This is a genomic window from Qipengyuania aestuarii (assembly GCF_019711535.1).
Lineage (GTDB): Bacteria > Pseudomonadota > Alphaproteobacteria > Sphingomonadales > Sphingomonadaceae > Qipengyuania > Qipengyuania aestuarii.
Genome location: NZ_JAIGNP010000002.1, coordinates 465,165 through 482,898 on the forward strand (window position 1 = coordinate 465,165; position 17,734 = coordinate 482,898).

Sequence of the window (17,734 nt, forward strand, 5' to 3'; positions counted from 1 at the left end):
ACGTGGCAGCGACTGCTTTTGCAAGCCGCTCAATCGGCGAGAAACATCACCAACTTCGCCCATATGCCGTCCGGCTGGATTTGGCCGCTGGCCTTGAGGGTTGGGGAGGCGGGGCATGCGAGGCAGTAGGCCTGTGCGCCTTGGGTGCCGAGCAGGCGCTCGGTATCGGCCAGTAGCATGCCCGCCAGGGCCCGCTGGTTGCCGGCGAGGAGGGCGAAGACGTCCCGGCCCTTCGCATCCTGTTCCCCGATCAGCAGCTGGCGGAGGATCGTGTCGGTCGTACTCAGCTCGTCGCCGAGATAGACGGGCGACCAGGCGCCATCCGCAAGATCGGCCTGAGCGGCCACCCAGGCGAGGGCTTCGGGCATGCCGCCATATTCGTCGACCAATCGTAGCTGCCGCGCAGTGCCACCGTCCCAGACGCGGCCTTGGCCCACCCGGTCGACCTGCTGGAGGTCCATCTTGCGCGAGGAGGCCACGCGACTCAGGAAGTCGCGATAACCGTCCTCGATCGTCGCCTGGAGGATCCGGTCCACTTCGGGCGTGAAGCCGCCGATGGGATCGGGTTGCCCCGAAAGCGGGCCGGTCGTCACGCCGTCGCTGGTCACGCCCAGGCTTTCCGCGGCCCCTTCGAAGGTGGGGATGATGGCGAAGATGCCGATCGAGCCGGTGATGCTTTCGGGCTGGGCGAAGATGCGGTCGGCCGGGGTGGAGACCCAATAGCCGCCGCTTGCCGCCACATTGCCCATGGACACTGCGATGGGGATGTCGCGCGCCTTGTGACGCAGGATGGCGTTGCGGATCTGCTCGCTGGCGGTGACCGATCCGCCCGGCGAATCCACCCGCACGACGAGCCCGGCAAAATCCTTGTCGAGCGCCTCGTCGAGCAACTCGGCAATCCGTTCCCCCCCGGCGGTACCCGGACCGGCGCTGCCGTCGACGATATTGCCCGCGATGGTCACCACGCCGATTTCCTTGCCTTCACCCGACCAGGGGTTGGCTTCCAGCCATGCGGCCAGATTTGTCGACGGATAGGCGCCGGGAAGTTCGCTCCACTCATCCTCGCCGACAAGTTCGGCGACGCGTTCGCCAAACTGTGTCCGCGTGCCGATGTGGTCGACCAGTCCGGCTGACTTGGCAGCGCTTGCCAGATCGCCATTGGCCGCTTCGATCCAGGCGGCAGGGTCGCTGACCACCATTTGCAGATCGGCTGCAGGACGCGCCTTTTTGACATTGGCCTGCCACTCTTCCCATAGGGCGCCGTAGAGCGCCTGCGCATTCTCGCGCGCCGGATCGGACATGCCCGTCTCGATGTAGGGTTCCACCGCACTCTTGTATGTGCCGACCTTGTAGACGCGGGCGTTGACCTTCAGCTTGTCGAGCAGCCCCTTGTAGTAGAGGCGGTTTCCGCCGGGGCCCGCGACGACTGCGCCGCCAAGCGGATCGACCCACACCTCGCTGGCATGCGCTGCAAGGAAGACACCGTCATCGGCATAGGCGGTGGCATAGGTGAGCACCGGCTTGTCTGCGGAGCGCACGCGGTCCATCGCTTCGCCCACTTCGGCGAGATGGACCTGACCTGCGCCAAGGAAGCTGTCCAGGTCGAGCACCACGGCAGTGATCCGTTCATCCGCAGCGGCGGCATCGAGCGCGCGGACCAGATCGCGGGCCTGATATTCGCTGGTCGGGACAGTGCCCGAAACAAGCGCGGCGAAGGGATCGATGGGGGCCGCTTCTTCGACGATCACGCCATCGAGATTCAGCAGCAGCGCGCCGTCGCGGACCTGGGCGGGGCTGGGCCGCGCGGTCAGGATTGCGAACAGCAACCCGAAAAACAGCAGCATGAAAAGCAGTACCAGGCCGTCCTTGATACCCACCAGCAAACGCCAGACCTTGCCTGCGAAATGCATGAAAATTCTTCCCCTGAAAGTGTCCGCCGCAAAGACTAGGGCAGGGTGGGGCGTTGCGCTACCGGAATATGCTTGAGGGTGTGATAGCCCTCAATTAAGGGCATGGCTTTAATGACACCGTCCGACACTACGCCTCACGCGGCCCGCTATCCGGCGGGTTCGCTTGCCTTCCCGCACCGTGACCTGCTGGGCATCGGGCATCTGGAACGGCACGAAATCCTTTTCCTGCTCGACGAGGCGGAACAGTGGGTCGATCTCAACCGGCAGAGCGCCAAGCATTCCGATGCGCTGGCCGGCCTGACGATCATCAACGCGTTCTTCGAAAATTCGACGCGCACCCTGCTCAGCTTCGAGATCGCCGGCAAGCGGCTGGGTGCCGATGTGGTGAACATGCACGCCGCCACATCGAGCGTGAAGAAGGGGGAGACGCTGATCGACACGGCGATCACGCTCAACGCGATGCGCGCGGATGCCATCGTGATCCGCCACGGATCGAGCGGCGCGACCGGCCTGATCGCGGACAAGGTGGATTGCCCCGTTCTCAATGCCGGTGACGGACAGCATGAACATCCCACCCAGGCGCTGCTCGATGCCCTGGCCCTGCGCCATGCCCTGCGCGAACGCGGGCAGCAGGCCGACGATTTCACCGGCCAGATCATCGTGATCTGCGGCGATATTCTGCACAGCCGTGTCGCGCGGTCCAATCTGCTGTGTCTGCAGGCACTGGGCGCAACTGTTCGCCTATGCGCGCCGCCGGCGCTGATGCCAGCGGGCATAGAAGCGATGGGCGCGGAAGTTTTCCATGATTTCGATGCCGCGCTTCAGGGAGCGGATGTGATCATGATGCTGCGCCTGCAGACTGAGCGCATGAGCGGACAGTTCATCCCCTCGGCACGCGAATACCACCACCTTTACGGACTGACGAAAACACGGCTGGCGCAGGCAAGCGACCAGACGCTGGTGATGCATCCCGGACCGATGAACCGGGGTGTGGAGATCGATAGCGAGGTGGCGGACATGATCGATCGGTCGATCATCACGCAGCAGGTGGAAATGGGCGTAGCCATCCGCATGGCCTGCCTCGATGTGCTGACCCGCCGCGCTAGGCAGGTAGAGGGCTGGGGAGACGCGGCATGAAACAGGCAGCCTCCATCACCATTGCCAATGGGCGGATCGTTACCACGGAAGGCGTGCGCGAAGGCCCGCTCCGGATGGACGAGGGCATCATCACCGATGCCGAAGGCGATTCCGGCGAAACGATCGACGCGCGCGGCAAGCTGGTTGTGCCCGGAATCGTCGACCTGGGCGTTTTCGCCATCGACAAGCCGGCGTTCCATTTCGGCGGGATCACGCGGGCCGCGCTGATGCCGGATCAGTCACCCCCGCTCGATCTGCCGAGCCGGGTGTCCTACATATCGAAGAGCGGAAAGCCGGACTTCTGGGTCCATCCGCTTGCCGCTGCTACGCGCGGGCTCGAAGGGCGGGAGATCGCCGAATTCGCCCTGATGCGCGAAGCCGGGGCGAAGGGGATCGCGACCGGTCGGAAGTGGATTTCCGATAGCGGGACCATGCTGCGCCTGCTGCAATATGCCGCCATGCTGGAAATGCCGGTCATCGCCCATGCGGAAGATTCCGCGCTCGTCGGCGAAGCTGTCGCGACGGCAGGTGAATATGCCACTCGCCGGGGGCTGCCGAGCGCACCTGCGCAGGCGGAAGCCATCGCCATTGCCCGCGATCTGGCGCTGGCGGACATGGCCGGGGCGCATGTCCATTTCCGGCAGGTGACGACCCGCGCGGGTCTGGCCATGATCCGTACGGCGAAAGCTGCCGGACAGAGCGTGACTGCCGGTGTAACGCCGGCGCATTTCATGCTGTCCGATCTGGCGACGGCCGAATTTCGGACTTTCGCCCGCCTGTCACCGCCGCTGCGGAGCGAGGACGACAGGCAGGCGGTGCGCGAGGCGATCGCTGACGGCACAATCGATGTCATCGCCAGCGGCCACGATCCGCGCGGCCCGGAAGACAAGAGATTGCCGTTCTCCGACGCGGAACCCGGCATGGCGGGGGCGGAAACGCTGCTCGCCATGGTCCTGTCCCTCGTGCGCGACGGCCTGATCGATCTGCCGCGAGCCTTCGACCTGCTCGCGCTCAATCCTGCCCGAGTGCTCGGCGTCAATGCAGGCGCGCTCAAGGCCGGGTTCGAGGCGGACGTCGCGCTGGTCGATCCGGAAAAGCCGTGGATTATCCAGAGCGCGAAGATGGCTGCCACGGCCGGGAACACGCCGTTCGACGGACAGCCCACCCAGGGCCGCGTCCTGGCCCTGTGGAAGGGCGGCGTCGCGATAGAATTGTAGGCGGCAAAGAAATGCCCCCGTCCGGCAGGCCGGAAGGGGGCAGTCTTCGGTGGTTCTTATACGCTGCGAAAGCGGATCAGCGTGCTGCGACCCTGATCTTGCCATTCGCGATTGCGCCGGGAAGCGGGTTGCTCTGCGAATAGGCGATACAGCTGCCGCCTTTGCCTTTCACGTTCGAACACAGAGCCCTTGCGCTGTCCTTCGCATAGCCGACTGCGGCGACGCGGAAATACAGCTTCCCGTTCACCCGTGCCTTGCTGATGACGCGTTCGGCATCGGCCAGTTCGGGGTACATTTTCTGAAACTTGTTCCAGCCTTCTTCGGCATCCGCCATCGAGAAGTAGGAACCCAGCTGGATGTTATAATCGCCGCTGGCAAGCGTGAGGCGCGGCGAAGAGGCCATCGTCTTGCTCGGCGCTGGTGCCGCAGCAACTTCCCGCACGGGCTCGGCCGGCTTGGGTTTGGCTGCCGCGATGCGGGTCGGCGCAGGCTTGCGTTCTGCCGTAACCGGGCTGCTTGCGGCAATGCCGTTGTCGAGGAAATTGTCGTCCAGCGCCACACGCTCGATCGGTACGGTCGGCGCGATCGCAGGCAGTTCCTCGCCTGCGGCGAGTGCGACCTGCGGTTCTTCGTCGGCAATTGTTTCGGCCGCGAGCATGTCGACACTGGGACTGTTTGCCAGCGCCAGCATCTGGGGCTGGCCCGAATCGGCGACGATTTCGACGCCCAGAAGGTTGGCGATGCGGGTGCGGTAATGCTCGGGATGAGCGATTGCGCCCCATTCTGCCATGCGGTCACCGACCATGTCGGCAGGAACGTCTTCGGCAACCATCAGGCGTGCTTCGCGCCACTGGCCGCTCATCGCATAAGCATAGGCGAGGTTCTGGCGAACCTTGGCGGTGTTGTTGCCCGCACGCAGCGTGTTCGACAGAACGTCGACACCGCGCTGCGGCTGGCCTGCCAGGGCGATTGCCAGACCGAAGTCGGCCGGATCGATCGCAGCTTCGTGCTTTTCGAGCGCATAAATGGCAGCGGCCCGATCGCCCATGCCGGTCAGCGCCAGCGACAGGCTGATGGCGGTACGCGGAGACGTGTCACCAAGATCGATCGCGTCCTGGAAGCTCTGCGCGGCAGAGGCCAGACGTCCGTTTTCGAGATAGGCATTGCCGAGCAAAGTGCGGACATAAGGGTCGCGCGGGGAAGCAAGCACGGCAGCTTCGGCGTGGGTAATGGCCTTGTCGGTCTTTCCCTTCGCCAGAGCGACTTCGGCCTTGCCCGCAGAATGCGCGGCGGTCGGCGCGACCTTGCCGCCGCAGCCGGCGAGCGCGGTGCTGACGAGGGCCGTACTGACGGCGAGCCTGATGAAAGTTGCGTTTCTTGTTGTCATCTTACTTTCCCTGAAAAGGCGATCCCACGTCTTTCAAGTCTCAATTGGGGCGCCGCTGGACCTGAGCGGCCAGCATGGCGATTTCCGGCATTTCGGCCAAAAGGCCATCAAGAGCGTCAGTGACGAGTTGCTGCGCGCTGCTGCCCCGGACGGTGCAGGCAAGGCGCAGCATGAGGTGGCGTTCCGGATCGAGACGCAGCGTGAAGGCCGCTCTCTTTCCCGAAGCCGCTGATTTCGAACGGGCAGGCGACGGCTTGAGCGCACGAGGAAGGATTACCTCCGGAGCCTCGTCGGCATAGTCGTCGTCTTCGTCGGCTTCTTCCACCGCGGAGGGCTTGCTGCCTTCCATGCGATTCGCGATGCGTTCCAGCGATTCGCGGACTTCGTTTTGCGAATTCTGCTGATCCTTGCCCTGCAACGAATTGATCGGGACGACACGGTCCGACGAGGCGTGCTCGTCGCCGTTTTCGTCATCAAGCGCGTCACGCTCCTCGATGGGAGGAAGCGCAGGCTTCTTGATCAGACCCGATTCGGCCAAAGATGCCGAGGCGGGGCTGCGCGGAACGGCGTTCAGCGCCTTGGGTTCCGACTGGCCCGCAGGGGCGTCCTCGCCCATGTCGTTCCAACCGAGATCTTCCAGATTCGCGGCGGCGGCAACCCCGTCCACGGGACCCAGCACCGCCGATTGCGGACGCATGGCGGGTTTTGCACCGCCCTTGCGCGCAAGCAGAGTCGAAGAAAGCGAAGCGAAATTGGCGTCTGACATCCGGCTGGCCTCCGCCTTTCCTAAAGTTGCTCTTACTGGGCGACCCGACGGCCGAAGCCACCGGCGGGACGATAGGCACCGGGCTGCTGCGCGGCCTGCTGGCCAGGCGCGGCGAAGACGGTGCGGCGAAACTGCTTTTCGAGCCGATCGGAAATATACTTCCACAGCGCGGTGACCTCGGCGGCCGAACGGCTTTCCGGATCGACTTCCATGACCGTGCGACCATCGATCATCGAGGCGGCGAAATCGGTGCGGTGGTGCAGCGTGATCGGGGCCACGGTGCCGTGCTGCGACAGCGCAACGGCGGCTTCCGAAGTGATCTTGGCCTTCGGCGTCGCCGCATTGACCACAAAGATCAAGGACTTGCCGGCGCGTTCGCACAGGTCCACCGTGGCCCCGACGGCACGAAGATCGTGCGGGCTTGGGCGGGTCGGGACGACGATAAGCTCGGCGACCGAGATGACCGACTGAATAGCCATGGTGATCGCCGGCGGCGTATCGATGACTGCCAGCTTGAAGCCCTGCTGACGCAGGATCGCAAGGTCGGCAGCCAGACGGGCTACGGTTGTCTGCGCGAAGGCGGGGAGTTCCGCTTCACGCTCGTTCCACCAATCGGCCAGCGATCCCTGCGGGTCGATGTCGATCAGGACGACCGGGCCGGCGCCCGCTCGCTGGGCCTGAACGGCCAGATGTCCTGAGAGCGTGGTTTTACCCGATCCGCCCTTCTGCGATGCCAATGCCAGTACACGCAAGGCTAGGTCCCCCTATAGCGCCTGTATCAATCCTTATGCCGCTGGTGGGCGGCGGTCTCGATTTAGGGAGATCGCAGACTACCCCTAATTTAGGGTTAATGCTGTTTGAGTTTCGGCTGGGCGACTTCGCCGGCCCCTGGCTTCTTCGCCTTGAAACTGTGAATTCAGGCCGGGCAGGGGTGGGAGATTCGGCATTGTCGACTACCACTAGCTGAGGAACGGCAGGGGCTCTTGAATGAACGATGGAAGCGAATCGAAGCTGGCGACGCCGGACAATGCCCGGCCGGTCGCCCTTGCCGGCGGACGTATCGCCAGCCTGGACTTCATTCGCGGCATCGCGGTTCTCGGCATTCTCGCGGCCAATATCTTTGCGATGGGGCAGCCTTTTACCGCTTATATGTATCCGGACGCCTTCACGACCGGCCACTCACAGTCGGAAGACTGGATGTGGGCGGCCCAGCTCGTGCTGATCGATGGCAAGATGCGGGGCCTCTTCACCCTTCTGTTCGGTGCCGGCGTCTACCTCTTCATGGAAAAGGCGTGGGCCAAGGGGGAGACGCGCTGGCTTCAGGTCAAACGGCTACTCTGGCTGGGCCTTTTCGGTCTGGTGCACTTCTTCCTGATCTGGCGCGGGGATATTCTGTTCTCTTATGCCGCCGCCGGGCTGTTGGCCTTGCTCTTCCTCCGGCTCAGCGCTCGCAAACAGATGGTGATCGGCGTTCTGGCATATATCGCGGGCGGGCTTTTCTACGTCATCAGCATGGTTTTCATGCAAATTACTGCGGATGGCCCCGTGCCCGACAGCCCCGAATTGGCTCAGGTGCAGAAGGATTTTCAATCCGGAGCCGAAACGGATTTGGAAGACGGACGGCTCGAGACCACGATTCGGCAGGACGGTTCCTATCCGGAATTCGTAAGCCACACGGTAAAAGAGCATGGTACGGATCCCGTCGCATCCAGCTGGCTGATCGTTTTCGAGACCCTTCCGCTCATGCTCATCGGCATGGCGCTCTATCGATACGGCCTTTTCGAGGGGCGGCTGGATCAAAGGAAGCAGCGCCTGTGGGGCTGGGCGGGGCTGTTGTCCGGCGGCGTGCTCACGGGGTGGATCGCGCTTGCCACTCTGGATGGAGGCTTCACCTATTATTCGACCCTGTCCGCATTCCTGGGCACTTCGCACTTTCCCCGATTGTTTATGACGCTCGGATACGTCGCTCTGCTCGCGCTACACGTGCCTCGCGCAGGGAGCTGGCTTGGGGATCGTCTATCGGCGGCGGGAAGGGTGGCCTTCACCAACTATCTCGGCACATCCATCGTCATGCTGTTGGTTTTCGGAAACTGGGGCCTCGATCTGTTCGGCGTTTTTGGCCGTAGCGAGCTGTACCTTGTCGTCCTGGCGAGCTGGATCATCATGCTGGCGTGGTCCAAGCCATGGCTCGATCGCTTTCGGTACGGCCCTCTCGAATGGCTGTGGCGCTGCCTCACTTACGGCCGCAGATTTACCCTCAGACGATAGCCTTGCTATTGAGAATTGATCGCATTACATCTGCGTTTGCGAATCAATCGCAAGGGAGTCGCAAGCCATGTATGTGTGCATCTGCAATGCCATCAGGGAAAGCGAGTTGCGCCAGGCGGCGCGGCGGTGTCCTGGCGATGCAGAAGCCTGTTACGCATCACTGGGTAAGCGGCCGGCCTGCGGGTCCTGCCTCGACGAAGCCGATGCAATCCTGTTCGAGGAGCGCGAATTGGTGTTCGAGCCGGACACAGTCGCCGCCTGAGCTGTTCTCGAATAAATAGCCGCGAATTCCTTTCTTTGCCCATTTGTTGAATGGTCGTGCCCTTGCCGCATAGTACGGTCGCGGACATAAGGTCGCGAATCGAAACATTGTGGAGGGCTACGCCATGAAGGGCGATCCGAAGGTCATCGAGTTCCTGAACAAGGCGCTCACCAACGAACTGACCGCGATCAATCAATATTGGCTCCACTACCGGGTTCTCGAAGATTGGGGCGTAAGCCGGCTGGCCGATTATGAACGGCACGAATCGATCGACGAGATGAAACACGCCGATGTCCTGGCCGAACGCATCCTCTTTCTCGGCGGACTTCCGAATTTCCAGGCGATCCACAAACTCAAGGTGGGCGAAACGGTAGAGGAAATCCTGCGCGCCGATCTCGCCATGGAAATGGAAGCGATCCCGCTGCTCAAGGAAGCTGCGGAGCATTGCCAGTCGGTTCGCGATTTCGCTTCCGGCCAGTTATTCGAGGATATTCTCGCGAGCGAGGAAGAGCACGTCGACTTCCTCGAGACCCAGTTCGACATGATCGAGCGCATGGGACTGCAGAATTACGTCCAGCTGAATTCCAAGCCTGCTGGCGAGGGTGAGCAAGGCTAGGGCTTGCTCACTTCCCAGAAGGTCGCGTGATGCCCGCCATGCTTGGTGAGCGTGCCTAGGCACCTTCCGTCACACCACAGTTCGGCGCCGCCCGCTTCGATGTTGATGTCCGTGATCGTCAACGCGGTTTGTACATCCAGCGCCTCCATCACCACCGGCCCCGTCAGGATGCCGGTGGCCGGGAGGAGGGCAATCTCGATACGCTGCATGGCAGGTCTCCTTTCGCGTGGAGGAAGGAAATGCGTGGGCGCCGATTAACGCGCGACAACCATTTTGCGGTCGCCTCTGAAATGGGGCTACCGGGCGCGAAGCGGCCTTAAATCTGCGACGAATCGTCGTCTGCCAGATCTTCGGGCCCGAACTGGCGTTCCTTCATTCTTTCGAGATTGCGCCGCGCCGCAGTGCGCGTTTCGAGCAGGAAATACGCCAGACCCGCCATCAGCAGGCCCATGGTGATGACCCAGGTCAGTGCGACCAAGGTGCCGAGTGGCGTGTAAACGAAGGCACTGATGAAGAGCAGAAGGATCACGATGCTGATTGTGAAAGCGGCGGCGGTGCTGAGCATCACCGCGCGCTGGGCAAGGATTCTCCGAGCCTCCAGCGCCGGGATTTCCTTCAGCTGATCGCCTGCCTCGTCGCGTTCATCGGCCGCCAGAATTCGTTCGATCTTGTTGGCAACCCACAACAGGCGATTGGTCATGACATTCATGACCGCGCCGATCCCGGCGAGGAGGAAGGCGGGGGCAAGGCTGAGCTGGACGACATGCTGCACGCGAACGGTCGAGCTGGTCCGCTCGATCAGTTCCAAACCGGGCAGCACCGCCAGCAGTTCAATCACGCCCGCTGCCCCCGCTGAACTTGCCGCCGCCACCGCGATTGGCATCGTAGGGGTTCTTGGGGCTCTTCAGCACGACCCGGACGGGAACGGCATCGAAGCCCAGCTTGGCGCGAATGCCGTTGACCAGATAGCGCTCGTAGCTCTTGGGCAGATCGTCGAGCCGGGTCCCGAAGACCACGAAGCGCGGCGGACGGACGCTCGCCTGGGTGATATAGCGCAGCTTGATCCGGCGGCCGCCCGGCGCCGGGGGCGGATTGGCGGCCAGCGCATCGTCAAACCAGCGGTTGAGGGCGGCGGTCGGCACGCGGCGGCTCCATGCCTCGCGCAATTCGAACGCTGCCGACAGCATGGTGTCGAGGCCCTTGCCGGTCTTGGCCGAGACGGCGAACAGCGGAACGCCGCGCACCTGGCTGAGGCCTTCGTTCAGCGCCTCGCGGATGCCGTTGAAGAGGTAGGAGGCGTTTTCCGCGATGTCCCACTTGTTAATCGCCACCATCAGGGCGCGGCCTTCTTCCAGCACGTGGCTGGCGATCTTGAGATCCTGATGTTCGAGTCCCTTGGTCGCATCGAGCAGCAGCACCACGACTTCGGCAAAGTCGACCGCGCGCTTGGCGTCGGCGACCGAGAGCTTCTCCAGCTTCTCCGTCACCTTGGCGCGTTTGCGCATCCCCGCCGTATCGATGAGGCGGATTTCGCGCTGTTCGTTGGCCTTGGGGTCGAACCATTCCCAGTCCACGGCAATCGAATCGCGCGTGATCCCCGCTTCGGGACCGGTCAGCAGGCGATCTTCGCCCAGCAGCCGGTTGATCAGCGTGGACTTGCCCGCATTGGGGCGCCCGACAATCGCCAGCTTGAGCGGACCCGACAGGTCTTCTTCATCGAGTTCCGCTTCGAGCTCGGCAGCAGTCTCTGCGGCTTCCGCCTTGGCGCCGATGATGGGCCACAGGCCGGCGAACAGGTCGGCAATGCCTTCGCCATGTTCGGCGGAGATGCCCATCGGTTCGCCGAGGCCAAGGCTGTAGCTTTCGAGTATGCCCGGTTCGGCGGCCTTGCCTTCCGCCTTGTTGCACACCAGCACCACCGGCACATCCTGTCCGCGCAGCCAGCGGCCGATTTCCTCGTCGAGCGGGGTCAGACCGGCCCGCGCATCCACTACGAACAGCGCCGCATCGGCCCCTTCGAGGCTGACTTCGGTCTGCTTGCGCATCCGGCCTGGCAGGCTTTCAGGATCGTCGTCTTCCCAGCCCGCGGTATCGACGATGGTGAATTCCAGCCCGGCAATTTCGGCATCGCCCATGCGGCGGTCGCGCGTGACGCCTGGCTGGTCGTCCACCAGCGCGAGCTTCTTGCCCACGAGCCGGTTGAACAGCGTCGATTTGCCGACATTGGGTCGGCCGATGATGATTACGGTGGGTTTTGCTGTCTGTGTCATGATCGTGCCTTGCGGGGAGGTGGTCGATAGCCACGGCTTTGGCAAGGCCGCAGGGCGTTTCCTACAGGATGGAGCACATGGAGCACGGTCCTGAAAGGAAAAATGCCGCCGGGCCAAACGCAGGCCCAGGCGGCGGAATTGTGCGATTTCAGAGCTGGCGAACCGTCCATGGAAGCGGCTCTGCCATCAATGCCCCAATGTAGGAAAGGCCTTTCAGTCGGCCTTCGCCACGGGCGGGTTTTCGCCCAGATCTTCGTACCAGGCTTCGACCGGGCCGTTGAGCTTGAGCGTCAGCGGCTTGCCATTGCGATCGACCGTCTTGCCAGCCTGCACGCGCACCCAACCTTCGGAAATATCGTATTCCTCGATATCGGTGCGGGTCCGGCCCTTGAAACGGATGCCCACGCCGCGCTGAAGCACGTCGACGTCGAAATGCTCGCTATCGGGGTGAACCGACAGTTTCATGGGTGGGGTCTTGGGCTTGTCTTCGGTCTGGTTGTCTTCGCTCATGGAGCGGGCCTGTACTTTGGGTGATCCGGCCCGGCAAGATTAAACGCCCGGGCCGGATGCTGAGCCATCTCGAGATTTCCGATCAGATTTCGTCGGGGCCGCGATCGGGTTCGTCGGGGCCGCGATCGGGTTCGTCATAATCGGGCTGGACGGGTTCGATGGAGGGCGGTTCTTCCATCGGGGTCTCGTCAGGCGGGGAACTTGGCGGCATTTCGGGCGGGGCGCCCGGATTGATGGTATCGGGGTCTGGCTGGGTCGCCATGATCATTCTCCTCAGTCGGGCGGAAGCATCGTGGCGGCATCGAGAGCCTGTTCGCCTTCGCCATCGTCGCCGCCATCCATGGCGGGGCGCATGGCCTCTTCGGTCTCGACATCGATTTCGTCTGGTTTGGTCTCGTCGGCGAGGACGTCGCCCTCGCGCTCGCCTTCCGCTTCCATCTCGGCAGCGGTCTTGGGTTTCACGTCGGGGTCGATCGTCGGCGGTGTGGCCGGCGGAACTTTGGGGGTTTCGTAGTCGCTCATGGGTGCGATCCTTTCCCCCATCAAACGGCCATTCGGCCAGGTCTGTTCCACAATCCGCACGGACCCTGTCGCCGCGCTTGCCCTTTTCGCCGCATCCGACTAGAGGCACGCCCCTATATACGCGGCGGACCCCGTCTGCGCGCGGATTCGCTTTCACGGTTTGCGGGCGTGGCGGAATTGGTAGACGCGCTGGTTTTAGGTACCAGTATCGAAAGATGTGGGGGTTCGAGTCCCTTCGCCCGCACCAATTCCGCTCTGTCGTGAACCCTCGCTCAGACAGACAGTAACTTACGAGTTTCGACACCCATGCAGATCAAAGAAACCGCCAACGAAGGCCTCAAGCGCGCCTACGCGATCACCATTCCTGCCAAGGACATCGATGCCCGCATCGATTCGGAGATCAAGAAGATCGCCCCGCAGGTGAAAATGCCCGGCTTCCGCCCCGGCAAGGTGCCTGCCAATCTCGTGCGCAAGATGCATGGCGATCAGCTTCACGCCGATGCCGTCAACTCGATGATCCGCGAATCGGTCGACAAGACCATGCAGGACAACAAGCTGAAGCCGGCGATGCAGCCCAAGGTCGAAGTCGGCGAAGGCTATGAGCAAGGCAAGGACGCCACGCTCACCATCGAACTCGAAGTGCTGCCCGAAGTGGAAGCTCCGGCAACCGACGATCTCAAGATCGAGCGCCTGACCGTTCCCGTCACCGACGAGGAAGTGATGGAAGCGATCGGCAAGTTGGCCGAGAACAACAAGAGCTACAAGGACGCCGCGAAGACCAAGAAGGCCGCCGATGGCGACCAGCTGATCATCGACTTCGTCGGCCGTGTGGACGGCGAGGAGTTCGAAGGCGGCAAGGCCGACGACGCGGCCCTGGTGCTGGGTTCGGGCATGTTCATCCCCGGCTTCGAAGACCAGCTCGTGGGCGTGAAGACCGGCGATGAGAAGACCATCGAAGTCACCTTCCCCGAAGATTACCAGGCGACCCATCTCGCCGGGAAGAAGGCCGAATTCGACGTAACCGTGAAGCAGGTGAAGGTCGAAGGCGAAACCTCGATCGACGACGACTTCGCCAAGAATTTTGGTCTCGACGGTCTCGACAAGCTCAAGGAACTGCTGCGCGGCCAGCTCGAGCAGGAAACTGCCGGCCTGACCCGCACGCAGATGAAGCGCTCGCTGCTCGACCAGCTGGCTGCGGGCCACGATTTCGCCGTGCCGCAGGGCATGGTTGATGCGGAATTCGACCAGATCTGGGCCCAGCTCCAGCAGGAAGCCGCCCGTTCGGAAGATCCCGAAGCGACGCTGAAGGAAATGGAAGACGAGAAGGAAGAATATCGCGACATCGCAGAACGTCGCGTCCGTCTCGGCCTGCTGCTTTCCGAAATCGGCCAGGCGAACAATGTGCAGGTCACCTCGCAGGAAATGAGCATGCTCATCCAGCAGGCTGCCCAGCAGTATCGCCCGCAGGATCGTGAACGCTTCATGCAGTACATCCAGCAGGAACCGATGGCGGCTGCCCAGCTGCGCGCTCCGCTTTACGAAGACAAGGTCGTCGACTTCCTGTTCGACAAGGCCGAAATCACCGACCGCGAAGTGACGCGCGAGGAACTGGAAGCCGCGATCGAAGCGGAAGAAGGCGAAGCCGAAGCGAAGCCCGCCAAGAAGAAGGCGCCGGCCAAGAAGAAGGCTCCTGCCAAGAAGGAAGCTGCCGACAAGTCGGACGATGCGAAGGCTGAAAAGAAGCCTGCCGCGAAGAAGGCACCGGCCAAGAAAGCCGCTGCCAAGAAGTCCGACGACAAGGCGGAAGACAAGAAGCCTGCCGCCAAGAAGGCACCGGCCAAGAAAGCTCCTGCCAAGAAGGCAGCCGACAAGAAGTAAGCTTTCGGCACGAAATCAGCGAAGGGCGGCGGGAGCGATCCTGCCGCCCTTTTCTTTTGCCCCGCCTGCGCGGGCCCGGCTCACGCACCGGTTGCACCAGGCCCGCCAAGGTCGTGAGTGCGACCGTCAGGCTTCGCTGTCGGACTTTCGCACGATCCTGGGGTTTTCGGGGCTGAGGCTGGGCAGGCCCTCGTCCTCGCCCAGATGGATGTGCCATTTGCGTTCTTCGATCATGCGGATGAAGGGACCGGCCACGATGCCGTGCACGATTATCGACACCAGGATGGTAAAGCTGGCGATGGCCCAGAGCTGGTCGAACTGGAAGAACTTGCCGTGGTTCTGGCCGTAGGCGAGGTAATAGATCGAACCCATACCCCGCACGCCGAGGAAGGCGACCGCGAGCTTGCCGGGCAGGGGCAGATTGCACACCGATTCCGATAGCAGCCCTGCCAGCGGGCGGATCACGAAGATCAGCGCGATGCCGATGGCCGCCCCCTGCCAGGTCAGCGCGCCAAGCACGCCGCCCGCCAGCATGGCGCCGAAGCCGAAGAGCACGATGACGAGCACGATCTGTTCGATCTGATCGATGAAATGGTGGCTGAGCTTGTGGTAACGGCTGCGGTTCTCGCGCTGGCGGGCGGTCACGGCACCTACGAAAACGGCGAGAAAGCCGTATCCCTCGGCCAGCTCTGCCAGGCCGTAAGCGAGCAGCAGCGTGCCGAGTACGACTAGGCCTTCGCTGGTCGAATATTTCGGCTGGTCAGCGCTCTCGCTTTCCTCGTCGATCTCCTCGATCGGAGAATCCGCCTCGCGCTCGAACACGTACCATGCGCCCGCGCGGCCTACGGCCCAGCCTACGGCCACCCCGGCGGCGATGCGCCAGACCAGATCGAGCGCGGCCCATTGCACCGTCCACATGCCGAGCGAGGTCATCCCGATCGCGGCGATGGCAAGATAGGTGAAGGGGAAGGCCAGCCCGTCATTCAGACCGGCTTCGACGGTGAGCGAGAAGCGCACGTCATGGCGCTTGTTCTGCCCCGGCGGGCCGACCTGTACGCTGCGCGCGAGTACCGGATCGGTCGGGGCAAGTGCTGCGCCCAGCAGCAGAGCGCTGGCCGGGGCGAGGCCGACCATCCACCAGCCCATCAGCGCGACGGCGGCGATGGTCAGCGGCATGGCGATCACCAGCAGCGGCCATATCTGCCGCCAGTTGCGCCAGCTCACCGGCCGGTCGATCGCGATCCCGGCCGCCATGAGCGAGGCGATGACGATGAATTCGGTGAGATATTCCAGCGCGACCGCGTCGAACCCGTCGACCGTGGGATTGATGTGGGGCAGGCCGAGCGGCAGCGAAAACAGCAGGAAGCCGATGCCGACATAGAGGATGGGCAGCGACAGCCAGAAACGCGCCAGCACGCGCTCCAGCGTCACCGCAAGCGTGAGCCCGAGCCCGAAGATGACGAACATGAAGATGCGTGGATCGAATTCCATCTATTTGCCCCGGCCGGCGGCGGCCTGCCAGCGCTCGAAGCCGGGCTCCGGCAGCTCGGCGCTGCGCACCGCCTCATAGGCGGCGCCGAGCTGGAGGACCTCGAAATCCTTCCACTTGCCGCCGAAAATGCTGAGGCCCACGGGCAGATCCTCGACCGCGCCCATCGGTACGGTCAGATGCGGATAGCCGGCGACCGCGGCGGGCGTGCCGAAGCCGATGCTGCCATTGAAATTGTCGCCGTTCACCAGATCGCTGACCCATGCCGGACCCCGCGTGGGCGCGACGAGAAAGGCGACATTATTGTCCGCCATCAGCCTGTCGAGCGTCTCTTCGCCCGCAATCCGCAGGGCGGTCGCGCGGGCCGTGATGTAAGCTTCGGTATCGGTGGTGCTCTCGGCGAGAGTGAACAGATCCTGCCCGAACCAGCGCATCTCTTCCTGCGGATGCGCCTGGTTGAAGGCGATGAGATCGGCCAGCGTGCGCGGCATGTCGTCGCCGGGCAGGCTGGCGAGATATTTCCCCATCTCTTCGCGCAGCTCATACATCAGCACGGTGAAGCTGGCGCCGTAGACTTCCTCGTTGATCTCGAATTCGATCTCGACCAGTTCGGCACCGGCTGATTCCAGATCGGCCAGAGCCGTATCGAAGACGTCGCGCACGTCCTGCCGGTCGCCCTGCTGCCCGCGCATCACCCCGATGCGCACGCCTTCGAGCGGGAAACCGGCCAGGCCGGTGTGATAATCGGCGCGGCGCGGCACGCCGACGGTGGCGCTGTCGGCGGCATCCTCGCCGGCGATGGCGGAAAGGAGAAGAGCGGCATCGGCGACGCTGTTCGCCATGGGTCCTGCCGTGTCCTGTGTGCTGGAGATGGGCACGACATGCGTGCGGCTGACGAGGCCGACGCTGGGCTTGAAGCCGACGACGCCGTTGATGCTGGCAGGGCAGGTGATCGAGCCGTTGGTCTCGGTCCCGATCGCGGCCCAGGCAAATCCTGCGGCTACGGCAGCCCCGCTACCGGAGGACGAACCGCAGCTGTTCCGGTCGATCGCATGCGGGTTGCGGGTCAGGCCGCCCACCGCGCTCCACCCGCTGGTGGAATTGTTGTCCCGTATGTTGGCCCATTCGGACAGATTGGTCTTGCCCAGCACTACGCCGCCGGCGGCGCGCAGATTGGCGATCAGTGGGGCATCGCGCCTCGTGCGATTGCCGGCCAGCGCCAGACTTCCCGCAGTGGTGGGCAATTCGCGCGTCTCGATGTTGTCCTTGATCAGGACTGTCCGCCCATCGAGCAGGAGGTTCGCGGCGTCTGCGGCCATCGCCTCGGCCGGGGCATCGGGATTGACCGAAATAACGGCATTCAGTTGCGGCCCGGCATCGTCCAGCGCCGCAATCCGATCCAGATAGGCTTGGGCATTGGGGCCGGCTTGTTGCGCCATGATCGGCGCGGAGGCGAGAAGGGCGGCGAGTGTTGCGATGCGCGATATCATGCAGGCACCGTG

Annotated in this window: 18 protein-coding genes and 1 tRNA gene; 7 read left to right on the plus strand and 12 right to left on the minus strand. The window is 63.3% G+C overall.

Annotated elements, in window-relative coordinates:
- Positions 1-29: 29 nt before the first annotated feature.
- A complete protein-coding gene (gene sppA, locus K3175_RS07420) occupies positions 30-1,910 on the minus strand; it encodes a signal peptide peptidase SppA (protein WP_221542731.1) in 1,881 nt (626 codons plus the stop codon).
- A 111-nt stretch (positions 1,911-2,021) separates the two neighbouring features.
- Here sppA and K3175_RS07425 point away from each other — a divergent pair, with 111 nt between their 5' ends.
- Both K3175_RS07425 and K3175_RS07430 read left to right on the plus strand, forming a co-directional pair.
- Positions 2,022-3,047, plus strand: a complete 1,026-nt coding sequence (locus K3175_RS07425) for an aspartate carbamoyltransferase catalytic subunit (RefSeq protein WP_221542732.1) — start codon at positions 2,022-2,024, stop codon at positions 3,045-3,047.
- Complete coding sequence (locus tag K3175_RS07430; protein WP_221542733.1) at positions 3,044-4,264, plus strand: dihydroorotase; 1,221 nt, start codon at positions 3,044-3,046, stop codon at positions 4,262-4,264. Before K3175_RS07425 ends, K3175_RS07430 begins: the two co-directional genes overlap by 4 nt.
- Positions 4,265-4,340: 76 nt before the next feature.
- Here K3175_RS07430 and K3175_RS07435 read toward each other — a convergent pair whose 3' ends face one another.
- The 3 genes from K3175_RS07435 to K3175_RS07445 are packed head-to-tail and all read right to left on the minus strand — an operon-like array spanning position 4,341 to position 7,169.
- On the minus strand, positions 4,341-5,651 hold the full coding sequence (locus K3175_RS07435; RefSeq protein ID WP_221542734.1) for an SPOR domain-containing protein: 1,311 nt from the start codon (positions 5,649-5,651) through the stop codon (positions 4,341-4,343).
- 40 nt (positions 5,652-5,691) lie between these two features.
- Positions 5,692-6,417, minus strand: a complete 726-nt coding sequence (locus K3175_RS07440) for a hypothetical protein (protein ID WP_221543213.1) — start codon at positions 6,415-6,417, stop codon at positions 5,692-5,694.
- Positions 6,418-6,449: 32 nt separating this feature from the next.
- The gene (locus K3175_RS07445; protein WP_160726808.1) at positions 6,450-7,169 is read right to left on the minus strand and encodes a ParA family protein; all 720 of its coding nucleotides are present in this window, start codon (positions 7,167-7,169) and stop codon (positions 6,450-6,452) included.
- A gap of 235 nt (positions 7,170-7,404) precedes the next feature.
- Between K3175_RS07445 and K3175_RS07450 the strand changes: the two genes are divergently transcribed.
- The 3 genes from K3175_RS07450 to bfr all read left to right on the plus strand — a co-directional run bounded on the left by K3175_RS07450 (position 7,405) and on the right by bfr (position 9,563).
- Positions 7,405-8,685 carry a DUF418 domain-containing protein gene (locus K3175_RS07450; protein WP_221542735.1) on the plus strand — a complete coding sequence of 427 codons (1,281 nt, stop codon included), beginning with the start codon at positions 7,405-7,407 and terminating at the stop codon, positions 8,683-8,685.
- A 67-nt stretch (positions 8,686-8,752) separates the two neighbouring features.
- Positions 8,753-8,947, plus strand: coding sequence for a (2Fe-2S)-binding protein (locus tag K3175_RS07455; protein ID WP_221542736.1), 195 nt, complete (start codon positions 8,753-8,755; stop codon positions 8,945-8,947).
- Between the two features lie 124 nt (positions 8,948-9,071).
- Entirely contained in the window at positions 9,072-9,563 is a 492-nt protein-coding gene (bfr, locus tag K3175_RS07460; RefSeq protein ID WP_221542737.1) for a bacterioferritin, read from the plus strand.
- On the opposite strand, the gene K3175_RS07465 is transcribed toward bfr, so the two are convergent.
- The 6 genes from K3175_RS07465 to K3175_RS07490 form a co-directional block, all read right to left on the minus strand.
- Positions 9,560-9,772 carry a hypothetical protein gene (locus K3175_RS07465; RefSeq protein WP_221542738.1) on the minus strand — a complete coding sequence of 71 codons (213 nt, stop codon included), beginning with the start codon at positions 9,770-9,772 and terminating at the stop codon, positions 9,560-9,562. The genes bfr and K3175_RS07465 overlap by 4 nt on opposite strands.
- Positions 9,773-9,879: 107 nt before the next feature.
- Entirely contained in the window at positions 9,880-10,401 is a 522-nt protein-coding gene (locus K3175_RS07470; RefSeq protein ID WP_221542739.1) for a DUF2721 domain-containing protein, read from the minus strand.
- A complete protein-coding gene (der, locus tag K3175_RS07475; protein WP_221542740.1) occupies positions 10,394-11,833 on the minus strand; it encodes a ribosome biogenesis GTPase Der in 1,440 nt (479 codons plus the stop codon). The genes K3175_RS07470 and der overlap by 8 nt, the downstream gene beginning before the upstream one ends.
- A 213-nt stretch (positions 11,834-12,046) precedes the next feature.
- Complete coding sequence (locus K3175_RS07480; protein ID WP_221542741.1) at positions 12,047-12,343, minus strand: DUF3297 family protein; 297 nt, start codon at positions 12,341-12,343, stop codon at positions 12,047-12,049.
- Between the two features lie 82 nt (positions 12,344-12,425).
- A complete protein-coding gene (locus K3175_RS07485) occupies positions 12,426-12,605 on the minus strand; it encodes a hypothetical protein (protein WP_221542742.1) in 180 nt (59 codons plus the stop codon).
- Positions 12,606-12,616: 11 nt separating this feature from the next.
- The gene (locus K3175_RS07490) at positions 12,617-12,865 is read right to left on the minus strand and encodes a hypothetical protein (RefSeq protein ID WP_221542743.1); all 249 of its coding nucleotides are present in this window, start codon (positions 12,863-12,865) and stop codon (positions 12,617-12,619) included.
- Between the two features lie 162 nt (positions 12,866-13,027).
- Between K3175_RS07490 and K3175_RS07495 the strand changes: the two genes are divergently transcribed.
- Together K3175_RS07495 and tig are read left to right on the plus strand one after the other, a co-directional pair.
- Positions 13,028-13,112 (plus strand) — tRNA-Leu (locus tag K3175_RS07495).
- Between the two features lie 59 nt (positions 13,113-13,171).
- Positions 13,172-14,743 carry a trigger factor gene (gene tig / locus K3175_RS07500; protein WP_221542744.1) on the plus strand — a complete coding sequence of 524 codons (1,572 nt, stop codon included), beginning with the start codon at positions 13,172-13,174 and terminating at the stop codon, positions 14,741-14,743.
- Between the two features lie 126 nt (positions 14,744-14,869).
- Here tig and K3175_RS07505 read toward each other — a convergent pair whose 3' ends face one another.
- Together K3175_RS07505 and K3175_RS07510 are read right to left on the minus strand one after the other, a co-directional pair.
- Positions 14,870-16,234, minus strand: coding sequence for a cation:proton antiporter (locus K3175_RS07505; protein ID WP_221542745.1), 1,365 nt, complete (start codon positions 16,232-16,234; stop codon positions 14,870-14,872).
- Positions 16,235-17,722 carry an amidase gene (locus K3175_RS07510; RefSeq protein ID WP_221542746.1) on the minus strand — a complete coding sequence of 496 codons (1,488 nt, stop codon included), beginning with the start codon at positions 17,720-17,722 and terminating at the stop codon, positions 16,235-16,237.
- Positions 17,723-17,734: the final 12 nt, after the last annotated feature.